Genomic DNA, 17183 nt, shown 5'->3' with positions numbered 1-17183 from the left:
GGCGGGTGCCCTTCAGGGTGTCACGGGTGATGGTCGTGCGGCGGGTCATCGGCGCCGCCCCCTGCGGGCCGCGCGCGTGGTCAGCTCCTCGTACGCCGGGGCGTCGCCGGAGCGGACGCGGTCCCAGGCGCGGGCGAACAGCTCCGGCACCGGCAGCGGCGGCAGGGCGCGCCGGTGGTCGTACACCGGGTACAGGCCTTCCTTCCAGGTCTCCACCGGCAGCGCGGGCGACTTCAGCTCCCGCCAGCCGCAGGGCAGGAACAGCGTCCGTCCGGCGCGAGACCGCTTGGCCTCCACGACGAGGCCGGTCCCGGCCAGCTCGGCGCGGGCCTTCTTCGCCCGGGCGGGCTTCCAGCCGGTCCAGCGCGCGCGGTTGCGGTCCGTCGGATCGGGCAGCGCCAGCAACTGCAGGTAGAGCGCCGCCGCGTCCTCGCTCAGGCCGTGCGCGGCGCCGGCCTCGGCGACGAGTCCGGGCACGCTGACCGACGGGTCCTGCGCGTGGCCCGGGGGGCCGTCGGCGCCGGCGGCCACCGTCCGGGCCAGGTCGTCGCCGAGCAGGGTGCGCAGGACGCGCAGGCGGTGGCCGCGGCCGTCGCCGGCCAGCCCCTCCAGCAGCCCGAACACCGCGTCGTCCGGGCCGGTGAGCGCGGCCGGGCGGACCAGGACCATCTCCGTGTCGCGGTGCCAGGGGCGCAGCACGATCGCCTCGCCGACGCGGGTGAGACCGTGCGCGTCGCCGCCCCCGGTCTCCGGCAGGCCGTGGAGCCTGCGCAGTTCGGCGGCGGTGGAGCCGCCCTTCTCCGTCCACTCCACGTCGAGGTCGAGCAGCAGTTCCGGATCGGCCAGACGGCGGCGCAGCGCGGCGAGCCCCGCGGGCAGGGCGGCGCGCAGCGGGTGTCCGTACGGCAGGACGTAGGCGAGGGCGGTCAGGGTGTTCAGGGCGGCCGGCAGATCGTGCCGGCCGGGCACGGCGGCCGGATCCGCCCAGGCCAGGTTGCCCTCCTTGTCCGGCCGCAGCACGGTGGTGCGGGTCAGCCACGGCGTGCGGGACGGGTTCAGCACCTCCTCGCCGTACCCGACGCCCACGAGGTCCGCGGCCAGGTCCTCGGGCACGCGCACGAGCGAGCCGAGCCGCTCGGCCCAGACCCGGCCCGCCGCGCCGGTGTCCGGCCCCGAGGTCCACAGGTCGGCGGGGTCGGCGGGCAGCAGGGCGGCCAGGAGCGCGTTGCGCTCCTCGCGGCCGAGGGCGTCCAGCCGGGCCAGGGCGAACTCGTTCTGCCGGGGTTTCAGGCCGAGCGCGGCCAGCCGCTCCGCGCCGGGCTCCTGCGGCAGCCCGGCCAGCAGCGCGGCCGACTGCAGCGGGCCGAGCCCGCCGCCGGTCGCCGCCACCAGCGCCTCGGGCGCCCCGGCCTGCCAGGGGGCGGCGCCCTTGTCCCGGATCAGCCGGGTGACCGCGGCGAGATCGTCGGCGGAGATCCCCGCGTCGTGCCGGACGTCGCTGTCCAGCACGAAGTGGGCGACCGCCCCGAACGCGCCGGACGGGTCGTGGTCCAGCGCCAGCCAGCGCACCCGGTCCAGCCGCGTGTCGACGCTCTGGCAGCCGAGGACGACCACCGTGCGGCCGTCACGGCGCAGCACCTGTCCTGACCGCTGCTGCTTGTCGTGCGACTCGCTCAGCACGATCTCGCGCAGGGTGCCGCCCGCCCCGGCCAGCGGGCCCTCGGCCAGCGCCTCGAACAGCAGGAGCAGCGGCTCGCGCCGCTCCTCGGGCAGGGCGGGCGAGGCGGCCCGCTGGGCGAGCGCGCGCAGTGCGCCCAGAACGGACGGCCACACCATGCCGATCCCGGGGACGGTGTGCTCGTCGGTGACCCAGCCGTCGCCGACGGCGGCCCGTGCGCGGTCGGGCAGCGTCTTGCCCTCGGCGGGCCTGCCGGACAGCACGTGATTCACCGAGCGGATCTGGCGCAGCACGCTCCACTGCCCTCCGGACCACCAGCCCCGCAGGCCGACGACGCCGGACACGGCTTCGTACAGCATGCGGTCCTCACCGTGCTCGGGGCGGTAGTCGGCGAACATCTCCGCGGTCCCCGTGCGCGGCTCGCGCGGCCGCTCCGCGACGGGCGTCGCGAAGGCGGCGGCCGACTCGGTCAGGCGCAGCGCCACCCGGACCAGTCCGGTGACGCCCGTGAGCAGCCGGCCGTCGGCGCAGCCGGGCAGCGCCCGGGCGACGGCCCCGAGAGCGACCTCGTCCGCGGCCGGCACCGCTGCCCGGGCGGCCGCGTCCGAACCGGCGCGTGCCACGGCCTCCTGACGTTCCGCCAGCGCCCGGGCGGTGTCCCCCAGCAGCCCGGCCGTCCGCTCGTCGCTCAGCGAGCGCAGGACGGCCGAGCCGGCCTCGTCACGCGGGCGCAGCGCGTGCCAGAAGGCCAGCGGCGGCACCAGCCGCGTTCCGGCGGCGAACTCGCTGCCGCGATCGTCACCCGGCGTCACCCAGCCCAGTTCGCCGCCCGCCGAGGTGTCGTCGGCGGCGAACAGCACGGCCTGGCCGCGCCTCTGCGCGACGACCGGCTCGGCGCCGCCGGGCAGCCGCAGCGCCCCGACCGGCGTGAGGTCCGAACGGCCGTCGGGTCCGGCCGGTACCGAGACGGTGCGCCCGTCCGGCGTGCCGGCGACCTTGCGGGCCCGGTCGCCCTCGCCCTCCACGCGGACCCAGCGGCCCAGCACCGTGCCGTCGGTGCCGAACGGGCTCGCCTCGAGGCCGGGTTGCAGCGGCAGCACCTCGCACAGGCCGGTCAGCAGGGACGCCCCGTCCCGGATGCCCGACCGCAGCAGTGCGGGCAGGGAGGCGCGGCCATGTGTGCCGGTGACCGGGTCGTACTCCAGCCACACCGTCTCCCGCCCCTGTCTGCCCCGGCGCCACAGCACGGTGCCGTCACCGATCACGGCGCGGCTCGGCGGCAGCACGGTGTCCCCGGCGTGCAGCGCACGTCCGCCGGTGGCACGGCCGCCGCCGGGCAGCGGGATCGAGGGGTCGCCGGCGTCGTTGCCGTACCGGTAGGAGGGCAGCTGCTCGCCGCCGAGGGTGAACACCTCGGTGGGGCGGGCCGACCAGTAGCCGTGCTGCTTGCCGTCCTGCCGCCACATGACCAGCAGTTCCCTGTCCACGTACCGGCACCACGGGCGCTCCCAGCGGTTCAGCCCCGCGGGCAGGCGCAGGTCGTGCTCCAGCAGGACCTCGTCGGGGCCGACCACCACCGCCTTGTGACGGTTCGCCAGGACCAGGGCGGGCCAGGCCTCGTGCACGGTCGGCGTGGCGTCCTCGCGCCTCCCGGCCCCGATGTTGGCGCCGAGCAGGGCCAGCGCCTCGTCGAGGGCCGGCCAGCCCAGCTCGTCCAGGATGCCGGCGCGCAGGGTGCGGCCGAGCAGCGGAGCCACCGCGTGCCCGGCGACCAGGGCGACGGCGTCCGGTGCGACGTCGGCGGCCACCGGCCGGAACGGCCGCAGCCGGTCGAGCGCGGCACGGGCGCCGGGCAGCCCCGTCGCGCGTGTGTACCGCCCGGCGGCCTCGTCGAGCCACTCGCGCAGCACGCCGCGCAGCACCGGGTGCGCGGCGACCGTCTTCAGCAGGGCGGCGCCGGTGTTGTCCCGGCCGACCGCCTCCAGGGCCCGGTGCAGCAGCGGGCGGAACCGCGGGTCGGCGGCCACGGCCACCAGGTCCCGGCGGCCGGCCCGGTCGTCCTTCAGCCAGCCGGGAAGCGGCAGGTACGCACTCACCTGCGGTCCCGGCGTGGCGAGCGGTACGCCTTCCGCCGCGCACAGGTCCAGCAGGTCGAGATCGGCGCCGGCGTGCCAGCGGCCGGTGAACAGGTCCACGGGCCGGCCGGCCGCCCGCAGCGGCCCGGCCATGCGCGCGACGAGCGCCAGGGTGGCCGGGGAGCGGCGCGAGAAGGACCCGCCGTGCTTGCGGAAGTAAGCCCAGCGGCCCAGCCAGTCGGCGGGTTCGACGGCGTGCTCCCGCGCCGCCTCCGGGTCGGTCAGCAGCCGCTCGGCCCCGCACTCGGCGAGCAGCGTCAGCCAGAACTCGTCGTCCTCGACCTCCCGGCCCAGTCCGGCGGGCATGATCTCCAGCAGCCGCGCCCGCACGGCCGGCTGCCGCTCCGCGAGGTCGGACAGGACCCCGCGGTAGGACCTCCAGAAGGAGGCGGGCGCGCGCACCGCGGCGGGGGAGGCCAGCAGGTCGGCCACCAGGGACCGTTCCTCGGCGTCCCGGTCCAGCCCCGCCGCTCTGACCAGCCCGCGCGCGTCCTGCGGCAGCGAGGCGTACGGCGGCATCCCGGCGGCGCAGCGCTCCACCGTGAGCTGCCGGAACTGCGCCCACGCGGCGGCCGGGTCGAGCCGCCGGGCCAGGTCCTTCACATGCTCCTTGAGCGCCTTCACGGTCAGCGCGCCCGCGAAGGCGAACTCCAGGAACACCGCCCGCTGCCGCTCCTCGTCGACGGCGAGCGCGTGCACCCGCTCGGCCTCGCGGGCCTTGCCGAAGAAGGCGGCCGCGTAGGTGGTGTTCTCGTGCTGCAGGAAGACCCGCGCGGCCTGCTCGTAGAACGTCGGCAGGAAGTGCGGCACGGCCCGCCCGAGCCGCTCGCCGAGCGCCTCGAAGCCGTCCTTGGCGTGGCCGGGGCGGGACTTGGCCTGCCGGGCCAGCCGCTCGACGTCCTTGACCAGGGCGAGCGCGTGGTGCCCGTTCGCCGGGTCGTTCACCAGCGCCCACGCCGGGAAGCCCAGCGTCTCCTTGCGCACCTGACCGACTTCCGGCGCTTCCGGCTCGCGGGCCAGCCCGATGAACTCCAGCGCCAGGTCCTCGGCCTCGCCGAGGGTGCCCGGCACCAGGCGCACGACCCTGCGCTCGCCCAGGGCGGGGTGGCCGTAGGTGCGCACGGTGAGGCCGTCGGCGTCCTCGCGGGCGGTGCTGCCGGGCGGCAGAACGGCGCCGGCGTCCAGCAGCGCGGCCGCGGTGGCCTCGTCGTACCCGGTGATGGTGGTGGCCGTCATGCCGCGCGCTCCTCGTCCTCGACGTCCCGCCCGGCGTACAGCGCGGCCGCCATCCGCATGCCCTCCGACCAGGCGACGGGACCCACCTGGCCGAGTTCCAGCAGGCGCCCGGCGGCGTCGGCCCACACCAGCGCGCCGGTCTCGGTCTCCTCGTAGCCGTCGTAGTCGCCGACCCACACGCGGGCCTCGACGATCTGTCCGTCCTCGAAGACGGCGCACACCGCGTTCCCGCCGCGCACGCGGTAGCCGAGCTGGGCGGCCCGGCCGTGCAGGAAGCGCAGTTCCTTGTAGGAGCCGCCCGCGTACTCCTCCACCTGCGTGGCGCCGTCGCCGGTGCCGGCCGGACGGTGCCAGACCTCGCGGAAGAGCTGCCGGGCGCGCTGCTCGACGCCCAGCTCGACGGCGAACTCGCGCAATTCCTCCAGGTCTTCGAGGAGGACCGGGTGCGGGATGCGGACGAGCTCGGGGGTGATGCGCACCGTGTCGCCGTCGAGGTCCACCAGGCCCAGACCGCGCTCGGGACCGGCGTCGCGCAGGAAACCGGCGACCCGGCCGTCGTCACCGGTGACGACGAGGTCGCGCAGGACGGTCTGCCAGGCGGGATCCGGCCACACCCGGGCGACTGCGGCGAGCGGCACCGGCAGCGAGCGGACCATCCACCGCTCCACGTCGGCCAGGCACTGCCGCTCGTGCCGCTCCAGCCACTCGGCGAGCTGCCTGAGACCCGTGACCGCGGGATCGTCGGCGAGCTTCGCGGGCACGGACTTCAGCCGGCGCCCGGCCGCGTTGCGGCACACCACCTTCCCGCCGTCGAGGGCGATCTCGTAGTCGCCGGCGGCCACCCACCCCATACATGCCTCCCCGCACGCGCAGTGATCAACTGACGCGAACTGTAGGGGAGGCCACTGACAACGCCCGCGGGGCCGGGGGCGTCAGCCGGCTCAGGCGTCCGGCGCGTCCTTCTCCTTCTTGATGCTCTTGAGCCGAGCCCCCTCCTTGCGGACCTCGGCCTGGGTGGCGCGCTCCTTCTCCAGCCACTCGGGCCGCTCCTGCTTGAGCGCCTCGATCTGCTCGGTGGTCAGCGCCTCGGTGACGCCGGCGCGCGCGAGACCCGAGATGGACACGCCGAGTTTCGCGGCGACCACCGGACGCGGGTGCGGACCGTCCGCTCGCAGCGCGCGCAGCCACTCGGGCGGGTCGGCCTGCAGCTCGTTCAGCTCGGCGCGCGTGACCACACCCTGCTGGAACTCGGCGGGGGTGGCGGGGAGGTACACACCCAGCTTCTTCGCCGCGGTCGCGGGCTTCATCGTCTGGGTGCTCTGCTGCGAACTCATGAGGTCAAGGGTATCGGCCGGGTGCGGGGCGGCCGACCACGGCCGGTAGCCTGGCCTGGTGACAGGCTCGGAGGAATCACCGTCGTTCCGGCTCGCGTACGTCCCCGGAGTGACGCCGGCCAAGTGGGTGCGGATCTGGCGGGAGCGCCTGCCCGGCATCCCGCTCACCCTGCTCCAGGTCCCCGCCCCGGAGGCGCCCGGGCTGCTGCGGGCGGGAGAGGCGGACGCGGCCTTCGTCCGGCTGCCGGTCGACCGCACGTACTTCAGCGCGATCCCCCTGTACACGGAGGCCACGGTGGTCGTCGTGCCCAGGGACCACCTGTTCGCGGCGGCCGACGAGGTGGCCCTGGCCGACCTCGCCGACGAGGTCGTGTTCCACCCCCTGGACGACGTCTTCGACTGGGCCGCCCCGCCCGGCGAGCCCGCCTTCGAACGCCCCGCGACGACGCCCGACGCCGTCGAGCTGGTGGCGGCCGGGGTCGGCCTGCTGATCGTCCCGCAGTCCCTGGCCCGGCTTTACCACCGCAGGGATCTCACCTACCGGCCCGTCACCGACGCGCCGCAGTCGAGCGTCGCCCTGTCCTGGCCCGAGGAGGCCACCACCGACCTGGTGGAGGACTTCATCGGCATCGTCCGCGGCCGCACCGTCAACAGCACGCGGGGCCGTTCGGCGGAGAAGGCCGAGGCGGAGCAGAGGCGCGGGCGGCCCCAGCAGGGGGGCGGCCGCCAGAAGCCGGCGGCCGGGAAGTCGGCCGGCTCGAAGCCCGCGAGCCGCACCGCGCGGGGCCGGACCGGCTCCGGAGGCGGCAAGCCGGCCAAGCGGGGCAAGCCGCGCCGCAAGTCGTAGGCCGCCGTCGCCAAGCGGGGCAAGCCGCGCCGTGAGTCGTAGACCGCCGTCGCCAAGCGGGGGCGACTTCTGCGCGCCTCGCTCCCGTTCCCTGGCCGGTCCAGTTCGGGGTCGATCCCCGGCCGGTCCGTCGATCCCCGGCCGGTCCGTCGATCCGCGGCCGGGCGTCACGGCACGGCCCGGACGGCGCTCGGCCGTGGTCCCCTCCGCGTCCCGCTTCTCCGCTTCCCGCCTCAGGACCCGGGCCGGACCGGTTCCTCAGCGCCGCCCTCCGCGGAGCCCCGCCGGACGCGGTCCGCGGCCCACGTCGGGCCGGGGTGCGCCTGGCGCTCGCGCATGTCCGCGACCGCGAGGGTCAGCGCGATCATGATGATCCCGACGGCGGTGAGCAGTCCCATCTGGATGGCGGTGCCGGATTGCCCGTGTTCGGCCTGGTGCGCGAAGTACACCGCGCCCACCACCGCGATCCCGGCCGCCGAGCCGACCCGCTGGCCCGTCTGGAGGACACCGCCGGCCGCGCCGGCCCGGTGCACGGGGACCCGGGTGAGGGTGAGGGTCGTGTTGGGGGAGACCGTCAGACCGGAGGCGATCCCGCCGATGAGCATCGGCAGCGCCGTCGCCCAGCCCACGTTGCGCCCCGGCACCAGTTGCACCGCCACCACCACCCCGAGCAGTCCCAGCGCCACCCCGCCCAGCCCGATGACGACCAGCCTGCGGCCGAAGCGCACCACCAGCCGGCCCCCGGCGGCCGCGCCGACCGCCGAGGCCGCCGCGAACGGCAGCACGCTCAGGCCCGCCGCGAGCGCGCTGTAGCCGACGGTGTTCTGCAGGAACAGCGTGTAGACGAAGAAGACCGTGGTGAAGCCCGCGAAGTAGGTGAGGCTGATCAGGGCGCCGAGCGTGAACGACCGCAGCGCGAACAGCTCCAGGTCGACCAGCGGAGCCCGCCCGAGCCGCCCCTGCCGTCTCTCCCACGCCCAAAACGCGCCAAGCAGCAGCGCCGCCACCGGCAGCAGCGCCCACTTCAGCCGCCCGGTCCACTGCTGCTCCTGCACCAGCGGCAGCATCAGCGCGAGCACCCCGCAGCCGAGGAGCAGCACGCCGAACAGGTCGAACGTCTCCCGCTTGCCGGCGGTCGCGGGATAGCGCGGGAGCAGCCGCAGGCCGGCGGCGAAGGCGGCCACCCCGATCGGCAGGTTCACGAAGAACACCCAGCGCCATCCCTCCGTGGTGCCGACGGCGTCGATCAGCACGCCGCCCGCCAGCGGCCCCACCGCCGTCGAGACCCCGATGACGCTGCCGAGCAGCCCGAAGGCCCTGGCCCGTTCGGAGCCCTGGAACATCTGCTGGATCAGTCCCGATGTCTGGGGCGCGACCATGCCCGCCGCCGCGCCCTGGATCAGCCGGAACACCACCAGCCAGGACGGCCCCGGGGCGAGTCCGCAGGCCGCCGAGGCCACCGTGAACAGGGCCAGCCCGAGCAGGAAGGCCTGGCGCCGGCCGCGCATGTCGCCCAGCCGGCCCGCCGGGACCAGTGCGAGCCCGAAGGTCAGGGCGTACCCGGAGACCACCCAGGACTGGGCGGCCTCCGAGGCGCCCAGTCCGTGCTCCATCGAGGGCAGTGCCACGTTCACGATCGAGGTGTCGAGCAGCGAGATGAACCCCGCCGTCAGACAGACCCCGAGCGCCTTCCACCGCCGGTCGTCGGGGGCGGGCCCTGCCTGGACTGTGGTCATGGGGTCACGCTAAGCAGCCGTCCGGTCCGGCGCACGCCGGGAGCGGCTTCGCCCGCCCCGGGAACACCCGGCCCGGCTCAGCGCGGGCCGGCCGTCTCCGTGAGCCACGCGTACGCCGACTGGGCCGTGAACTCGGCCTGGCCGCCCCGCACCAGCAGCGCGGCCGTGGCGAACTCCGGCGCGTCGGCCTGTGCGGCGACGTACGGGACGGCGATGCAGCGCATCCCGGCCGCGTGTGCCGCCGCCGCGCCCGGTGCCGCGTCCTCGACGACCACGCAGCCGGCCGGAGCCACGCCGAGCCGGCGGGCGGCCTCGAGGAAGACGTCGGGGGCGGGCTTGCCGCGGGGCACCTCGTCGGCCGAGACGACGGTGCGCAGCTGGGCGTCGAGGCCGGTGCCGGCGAGGATCGCCTCGATGGCCTCCAGGGAGGAACCGGAGGCCACGGCCGTGGGCACGCCCTCGGCGGCCAGCAGCTCCACGAACTTGCGCATCTCCGGGTACGCGCGCGTGCCGGTGCGGGCCAGCTCCAGATAGCGCCGGTTCGTCGCCTCGAACAGCTCCCGCACCGACGCTCGCAGGCCGTAGCGCTCCCGCCAGAGGACGGCGGACTCCCAGGTGCTGATACCGACGTAGCCCTCGTGCTCCGTCCAGGTGAAGTCCGGCACGCCGTGCTCGGCGAGGGTCCGCCGGGCCGCCTCGTAGTAGTTCGGCTCGCTGTCCACCAGCGTTCCGTCGAGATCGAAGACGACCGCAGGGGTACCGGGCTCGCTCATGCCGTCCAGCATGCCAAGCGTCAGCCGCGGTCCGCCCGCCCGACCGACTCCACCAAGGGGAGCAACCGGTACGGCACGCGCTCACGCAGGGCTACCTCGGTGCGGGTGCGCACCACGCCCGGCAGGCTGATCAGCTTCTGGATCACGTCCTCCAAATGGGCGTTGTCCCGCCCCACCACCCGGGCGAGCAGGTCGCCGCCGCCCGTGATCGAGAAGGCCTCGACGATCTCCGGCACGGCGGCCAGCGCGTCGCCCACGTCGTCCAGATGGCCCTGGGTGACCTCGACGTGCACGAAGGCCAGCACCGGGTGGCCGAGCGCGGCGGGGGACAGCGAGGGGCCCGTGCCGGTGATCACACCGTCGCGCTCCATGCGGTCCAGCCGGGCCTGGAGGGTGCCCCGGGCGACGCCGAGGATGCGGGCGTACTCGCGCACGCTGGTGCGCGGCTGCTCCAGCAGCAGCCGCAGGATGCGGGTGTCGAGTGCGTCCACGCTCATGAGGTACGACTGTACCAATGGCTCACTCGTGAGCGGACCGCGCGTGCCGTCCGACCTGGACCGTTGGCATTCTGGGGACCTCTTCGCCACGGTGCCGGGCTGGGCCATTGGACCAGTGATCCGGCCGAGACTTGAGCCAGCGACCCCTGTGATGCTCTCATGGAGACGTCGATGGCGCTGCGGATCCCCGCGGCGCCTTTTCTGTGCCGGTGCGCCGCCCGGCGTTCCGGGTGTTCCGGTCGTACGGGTGTGCCAAGGGGAGGGATCAGTGCTGAAAAGGGTGTTCGTGGCCGCGGACCCGGGGCGGACGCGGCTGCGTTTCGCTGCGCGGGCCGTGCTCGGCATCGGGCTGGCGGTCGCCGTGTGCGGGCTCGTGGGGCAGCCCCTCGCCGGCCAGGTCACCGGCGGTCTCGCCGCGCTGCTCGCCCTGTTCACCGTCGCCGACGCCACCGTGCGCGGGCAGGCGGTCACCACCGCGCTGCTGCCCGTGGCCGGCCTGCCCGTGCTCGCCGCCGCGGCCGTGCTGCACGACTTCCCCGTGGCGCGGGACCTGGTGTTCCTCGCCGTGGTCGGCGCCGGCGTGTACGCCCGTCGCTGGGGTCCGCGCGGCCACAGCCTCGGCGTCTTCGCCTTCATGACCTTCTTCATGGCCCAGTTCCTGCACACCACGCCCGGACAGCTGCCCGCGCTGTACGCCGCCGTCCTGCTGTCCGTGCTCAGCGCGGCGGCGGTGCGCTTCGGCCTGTGGTGCTACGAGCGCGGGCTGCCCCCGGCCGCGTCGCCCGCGCCTCCCGCGGGCGCCGGTTTCGCCCGGGTGACCACGCGGCAGGCCGTGCAGGCGACCGCGGGCGCCGGCTTCGCGCTCGTCGCCGGCCAGCTCATGTCCGGACAGCGCTGGTACTGGGCGGTGGGCGCCACCTGGTGGGTGTTCGTGAACACCGCCTCGCGCGGCGAGACGCTGGTCCGCGGCTTCCGGCGGGTGCTCGGCACCGTCATCGGCATCGGCCTCGGCTTCCTCGCGGCCGTGCCGGTGCACGGCGCTGCCGCGCCCACGGCCGCCCTCGTCGCCGTCGCCGTCTTCGGCATCTTCTACACGGCCGCCGTCTCCTACACCTGGATGATGCTCTGGGTGACCGTGCTCGCCGCGTCGCTCTACGGCCTCCTCGGCGTCCTCACCCCGGGCCTGCTCGCTCTGCGCCTGGCCGAGACCGGGGTCGGCGCCCTCGGCGCCGCGCTCGCAGTGCTCTTCGTGCTGCCCGTCACCACGCACGCCACCACCGACGCCTGGATCCAGCGCGCGCTGCGCTGTGTGCACGCCTGCACCGCCGAGGCCGCCGCGCGGCTCGCCGGATCGCCGACGGCCGACCCGGCGCCCCGCGTGGCCGAACTGGAGCAGTTGCTCGGCCGGGTGCGGCTCTCGGTCGCCCCGCTCGTGCACCCGCTGAACCCGATGCTGGGCCGCAAGCGGCGCGCCCGCCGGGTGCTGGCCCTGCTCGACGACTGCGCGCGCGAGATCCGCGGTCTGGTCGCGGTCGCGGCGGACCCCGTGGCCTCCCACGACGCCCGCCTGGCCGCCGCCTGCCGGCGGGCGGAGACCGCGGTCGAGGCGCTCACCGAAGGCGGCTCCGAGCAGGTCCACCGGCCCGCCGAGGCCCCGGCCGAGCCCGCCCTGGCCCATCTGCACGGCCTGGAGCGGGCCCTCGCCGAGCTGGCCGAGCCGCTGCGGGCGCCCTCCGGCTCACGGCTCGTCGGCGCCTGAGGGGAAACGCCCTCTGATGGTCTAGACCGACGCTGATCGACTGCTACCGTCGGCACCACTCGCGCGTACCGAGAGGGGACAGCGGTGGCAGCAGTCGGCAGGCGGCACAGGGCGTTCATCGGGTCGTTCACGGCCGCCGGCGGCCCCGGACTGGTCACCGCGGCGGTCCACCCGGGCACCGGCGCGCTGACCCTCACCGGGAGCCTCGGCACCGTGCCCGACCCCGCCTACCTGGCCCTCTCCCCGGACGGCGCCATGCTGTACACGGTCAGCGAGACCGCCGAGGGAGCCGTCGCCGCGTACCGCGTGGACGGGGACAAGCCCGAACCCGCGGGCCCGCCGGTGCCGGTCGGTGCCGCCGGGCCCACCCACCTCGCACTGCACGCCGGCCATCTGCTGACCGCCAACTACGGATCCGGCAGCGTCACCGCCGTACCCTTGCGCCCCGACGGCACCCTGGCCTCCGAGCCCTCCGGGCTGCTGCAGCACACCGGATCCGGCCCGCACGACCGCCGCCAGCGCGCCCCGCACGCGCACCAGGTGCAGCCGGATCCCAGCGGCCGGTGGATCGTCAGCGTCGACCTCGGCACGGACTCGGTGCGGGTCTGCACCCTCGAAGGGGGCGTGCCCGTGCTGCACCGGGAGATCGCGCTGCGCCCCGGCTCGGGCCCCCGCCACCTGGCCTTCCACCCGGACGGCGAGCGCGCCTACGTGGTCAACGAGCTCACCCCGACGGTCACCGTGTGCCGCTGGGACGCGGCCGGCGGCTCCCTGAAGCCCCTGGCCGAGGTCCCGGTCCTGCCGGGCGCCCCGGCCGGCGACGCCTACCCCTCGGGCGTCGTGGTCTCGCCCGACGGCCGCTTCGTGTGGACCGCGACCCGCGGCGAGGACGTCCTGTCGGTGTTCGCCGTGCAGGGGGACGGGCTGCGGCCGGCCGGCACCGTGCCGTGCGGCGGGCACTGGCCCCGCGCCCTCGCCGAACACGACGGCTTCCTCTACTGCGCCAACGAGCGCTCCGGCGACGTCACCTGGTTCGACGTGCGGGAAGGCACCGGGCTGCCCCGCTACGACGGCTCCGTCGAGGTCGCTGCGGCCTCCTGCGTCGTCTTCGGCTGAACGAACGCCCGCGCCTTCCCCACGGCACGCGCAAGGGCCCGCTCCGGTCGACGGAGCGGGCCCTTCGGCCTTGCGGGGTGCGCGACGCGTCAGCGGACCGGCGTGCCCTGCTGCTGCGGCGGGGCGATGCCCAGCGCGGTCGTGTACTTGGCGAGGGCGAGCTTGCCGATCGCCGGGTAGGCGCCCAGCGCCTCGGCGGTGGCGCAGCCGGCCTCCTCGGCTGCGGCGGCGAGCAGCGCCGAGTCGATCTCCGGGCCGATCAGGTACGGCGCGAGCGCGAGCTGCTGCGAACCGGAGGACCTCAGCTGCTCGGCGACCGAGGTGATCGCACCCTCCTCGTCGAGCGCCGCGGCCATGACCGGGACCGCCAGCCGGGCAGCGAGCAGCATGCCGGTGATACCGGCCGCCTGCACGGCCTCCTCGCCGCCCACCGAGGCCAGGATGATGCCGTCCGCCGCCGTGGCCACGGTGAACAGGCGGGCACGGTCGGCACGGGCCAGGCCGGCCTCGGACAGACGCACGTGCAGCGCCTCGGCGAGCAGCGGGTGCGGGCCGAGGACGTCGGTCAGCTCGGCGGCGACCCGGCTGTCCATCACGGCCTGGCGGACCTGGCGCAGCAGTGCGCTGTCCGGACCGGCCAGCAGCGGGACCACGACGGCGACCGGGCCGTCGGGCTCCTTGACCTCGGCGCCGGCGGCACGGGCCTGCTCGTAGCGGGCGGTCCGCTCCTCGGCGGCGCCGGTCAGTACGGAGCTGAGGGTCGGGTAGTCGGTGTCGTCCCCGTCGAGGTAGCCGATGCGGGCGTCCAGGCCGGGCAGCTCGGAGCGGGCGATGCTCACGACCTCCTCGGCGAGGCCGCGCGAGGCGGCGCCGGGCGCGCCGGGCACCGCGAGGACGAGCGCGGGCGCGCCCTCGGGAGCCACCAGCGGTTCCGGTCGGCGGTGCCTTCCGGGCTGGCGGGGTCGCGGCATTCGTACTGGCAGGCCGGACGCGGGCCCAGTGGGGGAGCTCATGGCGCCGCATGTTACTGGCTCTTTGGGCTCCCCTGTTCGGGGAGGGTGCAGGTGAGCGGTATCCGTCCGCTTTTGTCTGATGAGTTGCGCCCGATTGGCGCGTGTTCCGGGTATCTGTCGGACAGATGGCGTCAGAAGCGGGCTAAGCCCCTTATCCGGTGATGATATGAAGCATGGTCGGTTCATCCGGAAGTGTGAGTCGGCCGGCCGCCAGCTCGTCCGCGATCCGCACGCACCCGTGCAGCGGGTCACCCCCGGCGGGGACCAGCCGGGCCCGCGGCAGCCGGTGCGCCAGCTCCTCGCGCACCGGCACGAGCAGCGGGTCGCCCATGTTGAAGAGGCCCCCGGTGAGTGCCACTTCGGGCGTACCGGCGGCAGGGCAGACGACCGCGGCGGACTCGGTCATGGCCCGGGCCGCCGCGCGTAGGATGCCGGCGGCCACCGGGTCGTCCGCGGCGCAGGCGGCCACCCGTGGCGCGAACGAGGCGAGCAGCGCCGGGCGGTCGGAGCGTGGGTAGAGCAGGCCGGGCAGCCCGGGCAGCGGACCGAACTGCTCCTCCGCGGCGGCCCGCAGCGGTGCGGAGCCGCCGTCGCGGCCGTCGTGGGCGCGAAGCGCCGCCTCGAGGCCGGCCCGGCCGATCCAGGCCCCGCCGCCGCAGTCGCCCAGCAGGTGCCCCCAGCCGTCGGCCCGGTGCCAGCGGCGCAGGTCGGTGCCGATCGCGATCAGTCCGGTGCCCCCGGCGACCACCGCGCCCGGCCGTGGTCCCAGAGCGCCGACGTAGGCCGTCACGGCGTCGGCCGCGAGCGCCACGGACCGCGCGCCCAGCTCACGGGCGAGCAGATCCGGCAGCTCGGCACGGAGGGCGTCGCCCAGGGTGGCGAACCCGGCGGCGCCGACGACGACCGTGCCCAGCCCGCCGAGCCCGGCCCGTGTGCTCAGCTCCCGGGCCAGCGGGACGAGCTGCGCCATGAGATGCGCCGGGTCGATGCCCCGCGCACCGGTGCGCACCGGCTCCCGCGACTCGCCCCGGGCCGACGGCGGCCGCCCCGGTACCCCGACGGCGACCCGAAGTCCTGAACCCCCGGAGTCCACGGCCAGGTAACCGGCGCCGGTCACGGCAGACGCCAGTCCACCGGCTGACCGCCCTGCTGGATCAGCAGCTCGTTGGCCCGGCTGAACGGACGCGAGCCGAAGAAGCCGCGGTCGGCCGACATGGGCGAGGGGTGCGCCGACTCCACGGCCGGCAGCCTGCCCAGCAGCGGACGCAGGTTGCGGGCGTCCCGGCCCCACAGGATCGACACCAGCGGCTTGCCGCGCCCGGCCAGCGCCCGGATCGCCTGCTCGGTGACCTCCTCCCAGCCCTTGCCGCGATGGGCGGCCGGGCTGCGCGGCGCCGTGGTGAGCGCCCTGTTGAGCAGCAGCACGCCCTGCTGCGTCCAGGGGGTGAGGTCGCCGGTGGACGGCTGGGGCAGCCCCAGGTCGCTGTTCAGCTCACGGAAGATGTTGATCAGGCTCGGCGGCAGCGGACGCACCTCGGGCGCGACCGAGAACGACAGCCCGACGGCGTGCCCCGGGGTCGGGTAGGGGTCCTGACCGACGATCAGGACCCGTACGTCGTCGAAGGGTTGCTGGAAGGCGCGCAGGACGTTCGGCCCAGCGGGGAGGTAGGTGCGTCCGGCGGCGATCTCCGCGCGCAGGAAGTCCCCCATCGCGGCGACGCGTCCGGCGACGGGCTCCAGGGCCTCGGCCCAGCCCGGTTCGACGATTTCATGCAAGGGTCGTGGTGCCACGGGCGTCACCCTACTGCCGGGCACCGGTCGGCGATCAAGCCGCGGCCGGGATGGAGCGGGCCGGACCGGGCCGGTGAGGGCGGCGGCCGCGGACCGCCGCCCTCACCTCCCGCGCGAAGCGGCCCGTGTCAGCCGATCACCGCCGCCCGTACGCACAGCACATCCGGCAGATGGGAGGCCAGTTGACGCCAGGTGTCGCCGTCGTCGGCCGAGGCGAACACCTCGCCGTTGCGGTTGCCGAAGTAGACCCCGGCCGGATCGGCGTCGTCCGTGCAGAGCGCGTCGCGCAGCACGGTGCCGTAGTGGTCCCCGGACGGCAGCCCCTCGGACAGCGGCTCCCAGCTCTCGCCCGCGTCGTCCGTCCGGAAGACCCGGCAGCGGCGCTCGGCCGGCACCCGGTCGGCGTCGGCGTTGATCGGGAAGACGTACGCCGTCCCGCCCCGGTGCGGATGGGCGGCCACCGTGAAGCCGAACGTCGACGGCAGCCCCGCCCCGATGTCGGTCCACTTCCCGCCCGCGTCGTCGCTGCGGTACACACCCCAGTGGTTCTGCAGGTACAGCCGGTCCGGGTCGGCCGCGTCGCGCGCGACCTTGTGCACGCACTGGCCGAACTCCGGGTCGGGATCCGGCAGGAACACCGCCGACACCCCGGAGTTGGACGGCTCCCAGCTCGACCCGCCGTCCCGGGTGCGGAACACCCCCGCGGTGGACACGGCCACGGTCACCGCCCGCGGGTCGCGCGCGTCGGTGAGCACCGTGTGCAGCCCCTCGCCGCCGCCGCCGGGAACCCACCGGGAACGGGTCGGGTGTTCCCACAGCGGGCGCACCAGCTCGAAGCTCTCGCCGCGGTCCACCGAGCGGTAGAGCGCGGCCGGTTCCGTCCCCGCGTACACCACGCCGGGCTCGGCGGCGGCCGGGTGGAGCTGCCAGACGCGCTCCAGCGAGGCGCCGGTGTCCTTGGGGAACTTGACCGCGGGCCGGGCCGGTTCGGTCCAGGTGCGGCCGAGGTCGTCGGAGTGGAACACCGACGGGCCCCAGTGCGCGCTGTCCCCGCCCGCGAGCAGCCGGGGGCGGTCCCCCCGGGTGTCGATGGCGACCGAGTAGACCGCCTGCGCGTTGAAGTAGGGAGTGTCGTCGAACTCCCAGCCGCCACCTCGCCTCCGCCCGATGAACAAGCCTTTGCGGGTGCCCACGGCGAGCAGGACCTCGGTCATGCCGGTCACCTCCGGGACGTCGTCGTCCAGGTAGTCGTCAGATATCGGCCAGTC

13 protein-coding genes are annotated in these 17183 nt (G+C 75.6%); 3 read left to right on the top strand and 10 right to left on the bottom strand.

Annotated features, from left to right (window positions below; genetic code table 11):
• Positions 1–45 precede the first annotated feature (45 nt).
• The 3 genes from TNCT1_RS05775 to TNCT1_RS05765 all read right to left on the bottom strand — a co-directional run bounded on the left by TNCT1_RS05775 (position 46) and on the right by TNCT1_RS05765 (position 6383).
• The gene (locus TNCT1_RS05775) at positions 46–5049 is read right to left on the bottom strand and encodes a hypothetical protein (RefSeq protein WP_235902363.1); all 5004 of its coding nucleotides are present in this window, start codon (positions 5047–5049) and stop codon (positions 46–48) included.
• Positions 5046–5900: a DUF4132 domain-containing protein gene (locus TNCT1_RS05770; protein ID WP_143628965.1), complete on the bottom strand. Its 855-nt coding sequence runs from the start codon at positions 5898–5900 to the stop codon at positions 5046–5048. The genes TNCT1_RS05775 and TNCT1_RS05770 overlap by 4 nt, the downstream gene beginning before the upstream one ends.
• Positions 5901–5990: 90 nt before the next feature.
• Positions 5991–6383, bottom strand: coding sequence for a DUF5997 family protein (locus tag TNCT1_RS05765; RefSeq protein ID WP_143628963.1), 393 nt, complete (start codon positions 6381–6383; stop codon positions 5991–5993).
• A 58-nt stretch (positions 6384–6441) separates the two neighbouring features.
• Here TNCT1_RS05765 and TNCT1_RS05760 point away from each other — a divergent pair, with 58 nt between their 5' ends.
• Positions 6442–7230, top strand: a complete 789-nt coding sequence (locus TNCT1_RS05760) for a LysR substrate-binding domain-containing protein (protein WP_174266163.1) — start codon at positions 6442–6444, stop codon at positions 7228–7230.
• Positions 7231–7463: 233 nt separating this feature from the next.
• Here TNCT1_RS05760 and TNCT1_RS05755 read toward each other — a convergent pair whose 3' ends face one another.
• From TNCT1_RS05755 to TNCT1_RS05745, 3 genes are all read right to left on the bottom strand, one after another.
• Complete coding sequence (locus TNCT1_RS05755) at positions 7464–8966, bottom strand: MFS transporter (protein WP_143628961.1); 1503 nt, start codon at positions 8964–8966, stop codon at positions 7464–7466.
• Positions 8967–9043: 77 nt separating this feature from the next.
• A complete protein-coding gene (locus tag TNCT1_RS05750) occupies positions 9044–9739 on the bottom strand; it encodes an HAD family phosphatase (protein ID WP_143628959.1) in 696 nt (231 codons plus the stop codon).
• Positions 9740–9759: 20 nt separating this feature from the next.
• Positions 9760–10236: an Lrp/AsnC family transcriptional regulator gene (locus TNCT1_RS05745; protein WP_143628957.1), complete on the bottom strand. Its 477-nt coding sequence runs from the start codon at positions 10234–10236 to the stop codon at positions 9760–9762.
• Positions 10237–10504: 268 nt separating this feature from the next.
• Here TNCT1_RS05745 and TNCT1_RS05740 point away from each other — a divergent pair, with 268 nt between their 5' ends.
• Positions 10505–11995, top strand: coding sequence for an FUSC family protein (locus TNCT1_RS05740; protein ID WP_143628955.1), 1491 nt, complete (start codon positions 10505–10507; stop codon positions 11993–11995).
• Between the two features lie 84 nt (positions 11996–12079).
• Positions 12080–13111: a lactonase family protein gene (locus TNCT1_RS05735; protein WP_143628953.1), complete on the top strand. Its 1032-nt coding sequence runs from the start codon at positions 12080–12082 to the stop codon at positions 13109–13111.
• Between the two features lie 89 nt (positions 13112–13200).
• Here the strand turns inward: TNCT1_RS05735 and TNCT1_RS05730 are convergent, their stop codons facing one another.
• From TNCT1_RS05730 to TNCT1_RS05715, 4 genes are all read right to left on the bottom strand, one after another.
• Complete coding sequence (locus TNCT1_RS05730) at positions 13201–14124, bottom strand: sirohydrochlorin chelatase (protein ID WP_143628951.1); 924 nt, start codon at positions 14122–14124, stop codon at positions 13201–13203.
• A 151-nt stretch (positions 14125–14275) separates the two neighbouring features.
• On the bottom strand, positions 14276–15241 hold the full coding sequence (locus TNCT1_RS05725; RefSeq protein ID WP_143628949.1) for an N-acetylglucosamine kinase: 966 nt from the start codon (positions 15239–15241) through the stop codon (positions 14276–14278).
• Complete coding sequence (locus tag TNCT1_RS05720) at positions 15238–15915, bottom strand: uracil-DNA glycosylase (RefSeq protein WP_143628947.1); 678 nt, start codon at positions 15913–15915, stop codon at positions 15238–15240. Before TNCT1_RS05720 ends, TNCT1_RS05725 begins: the two co-directional genes overlap by 4 nt.
• Positions 15916–16043: 128 nt before the next feature.
• Positions 16044–17129, bottom strand: a complete 1086-nt coding sequence (locus TNCT1_RS05715) for a sialidase family protein (RefSeq protein ID WP_235902361.1) — start codon at positions 17127–17129, stop codon at positions 16044–16046.
• Between the last annotated feature and the right edge of the window lie 54 nt (positions 17130–17183).

The sequence above is a fragment of the Streptomyces sp. 1-11 genome (genome assembly GCF_007176755.1).
GTDB lineage: Bacteria > Actinomycetota > Actinomycetes > Streptomycetales > Streptomycetaceae > Streptomyces.
This window is presented reverse-complemented; position numbering and strand designations above follow the sequence as displayed.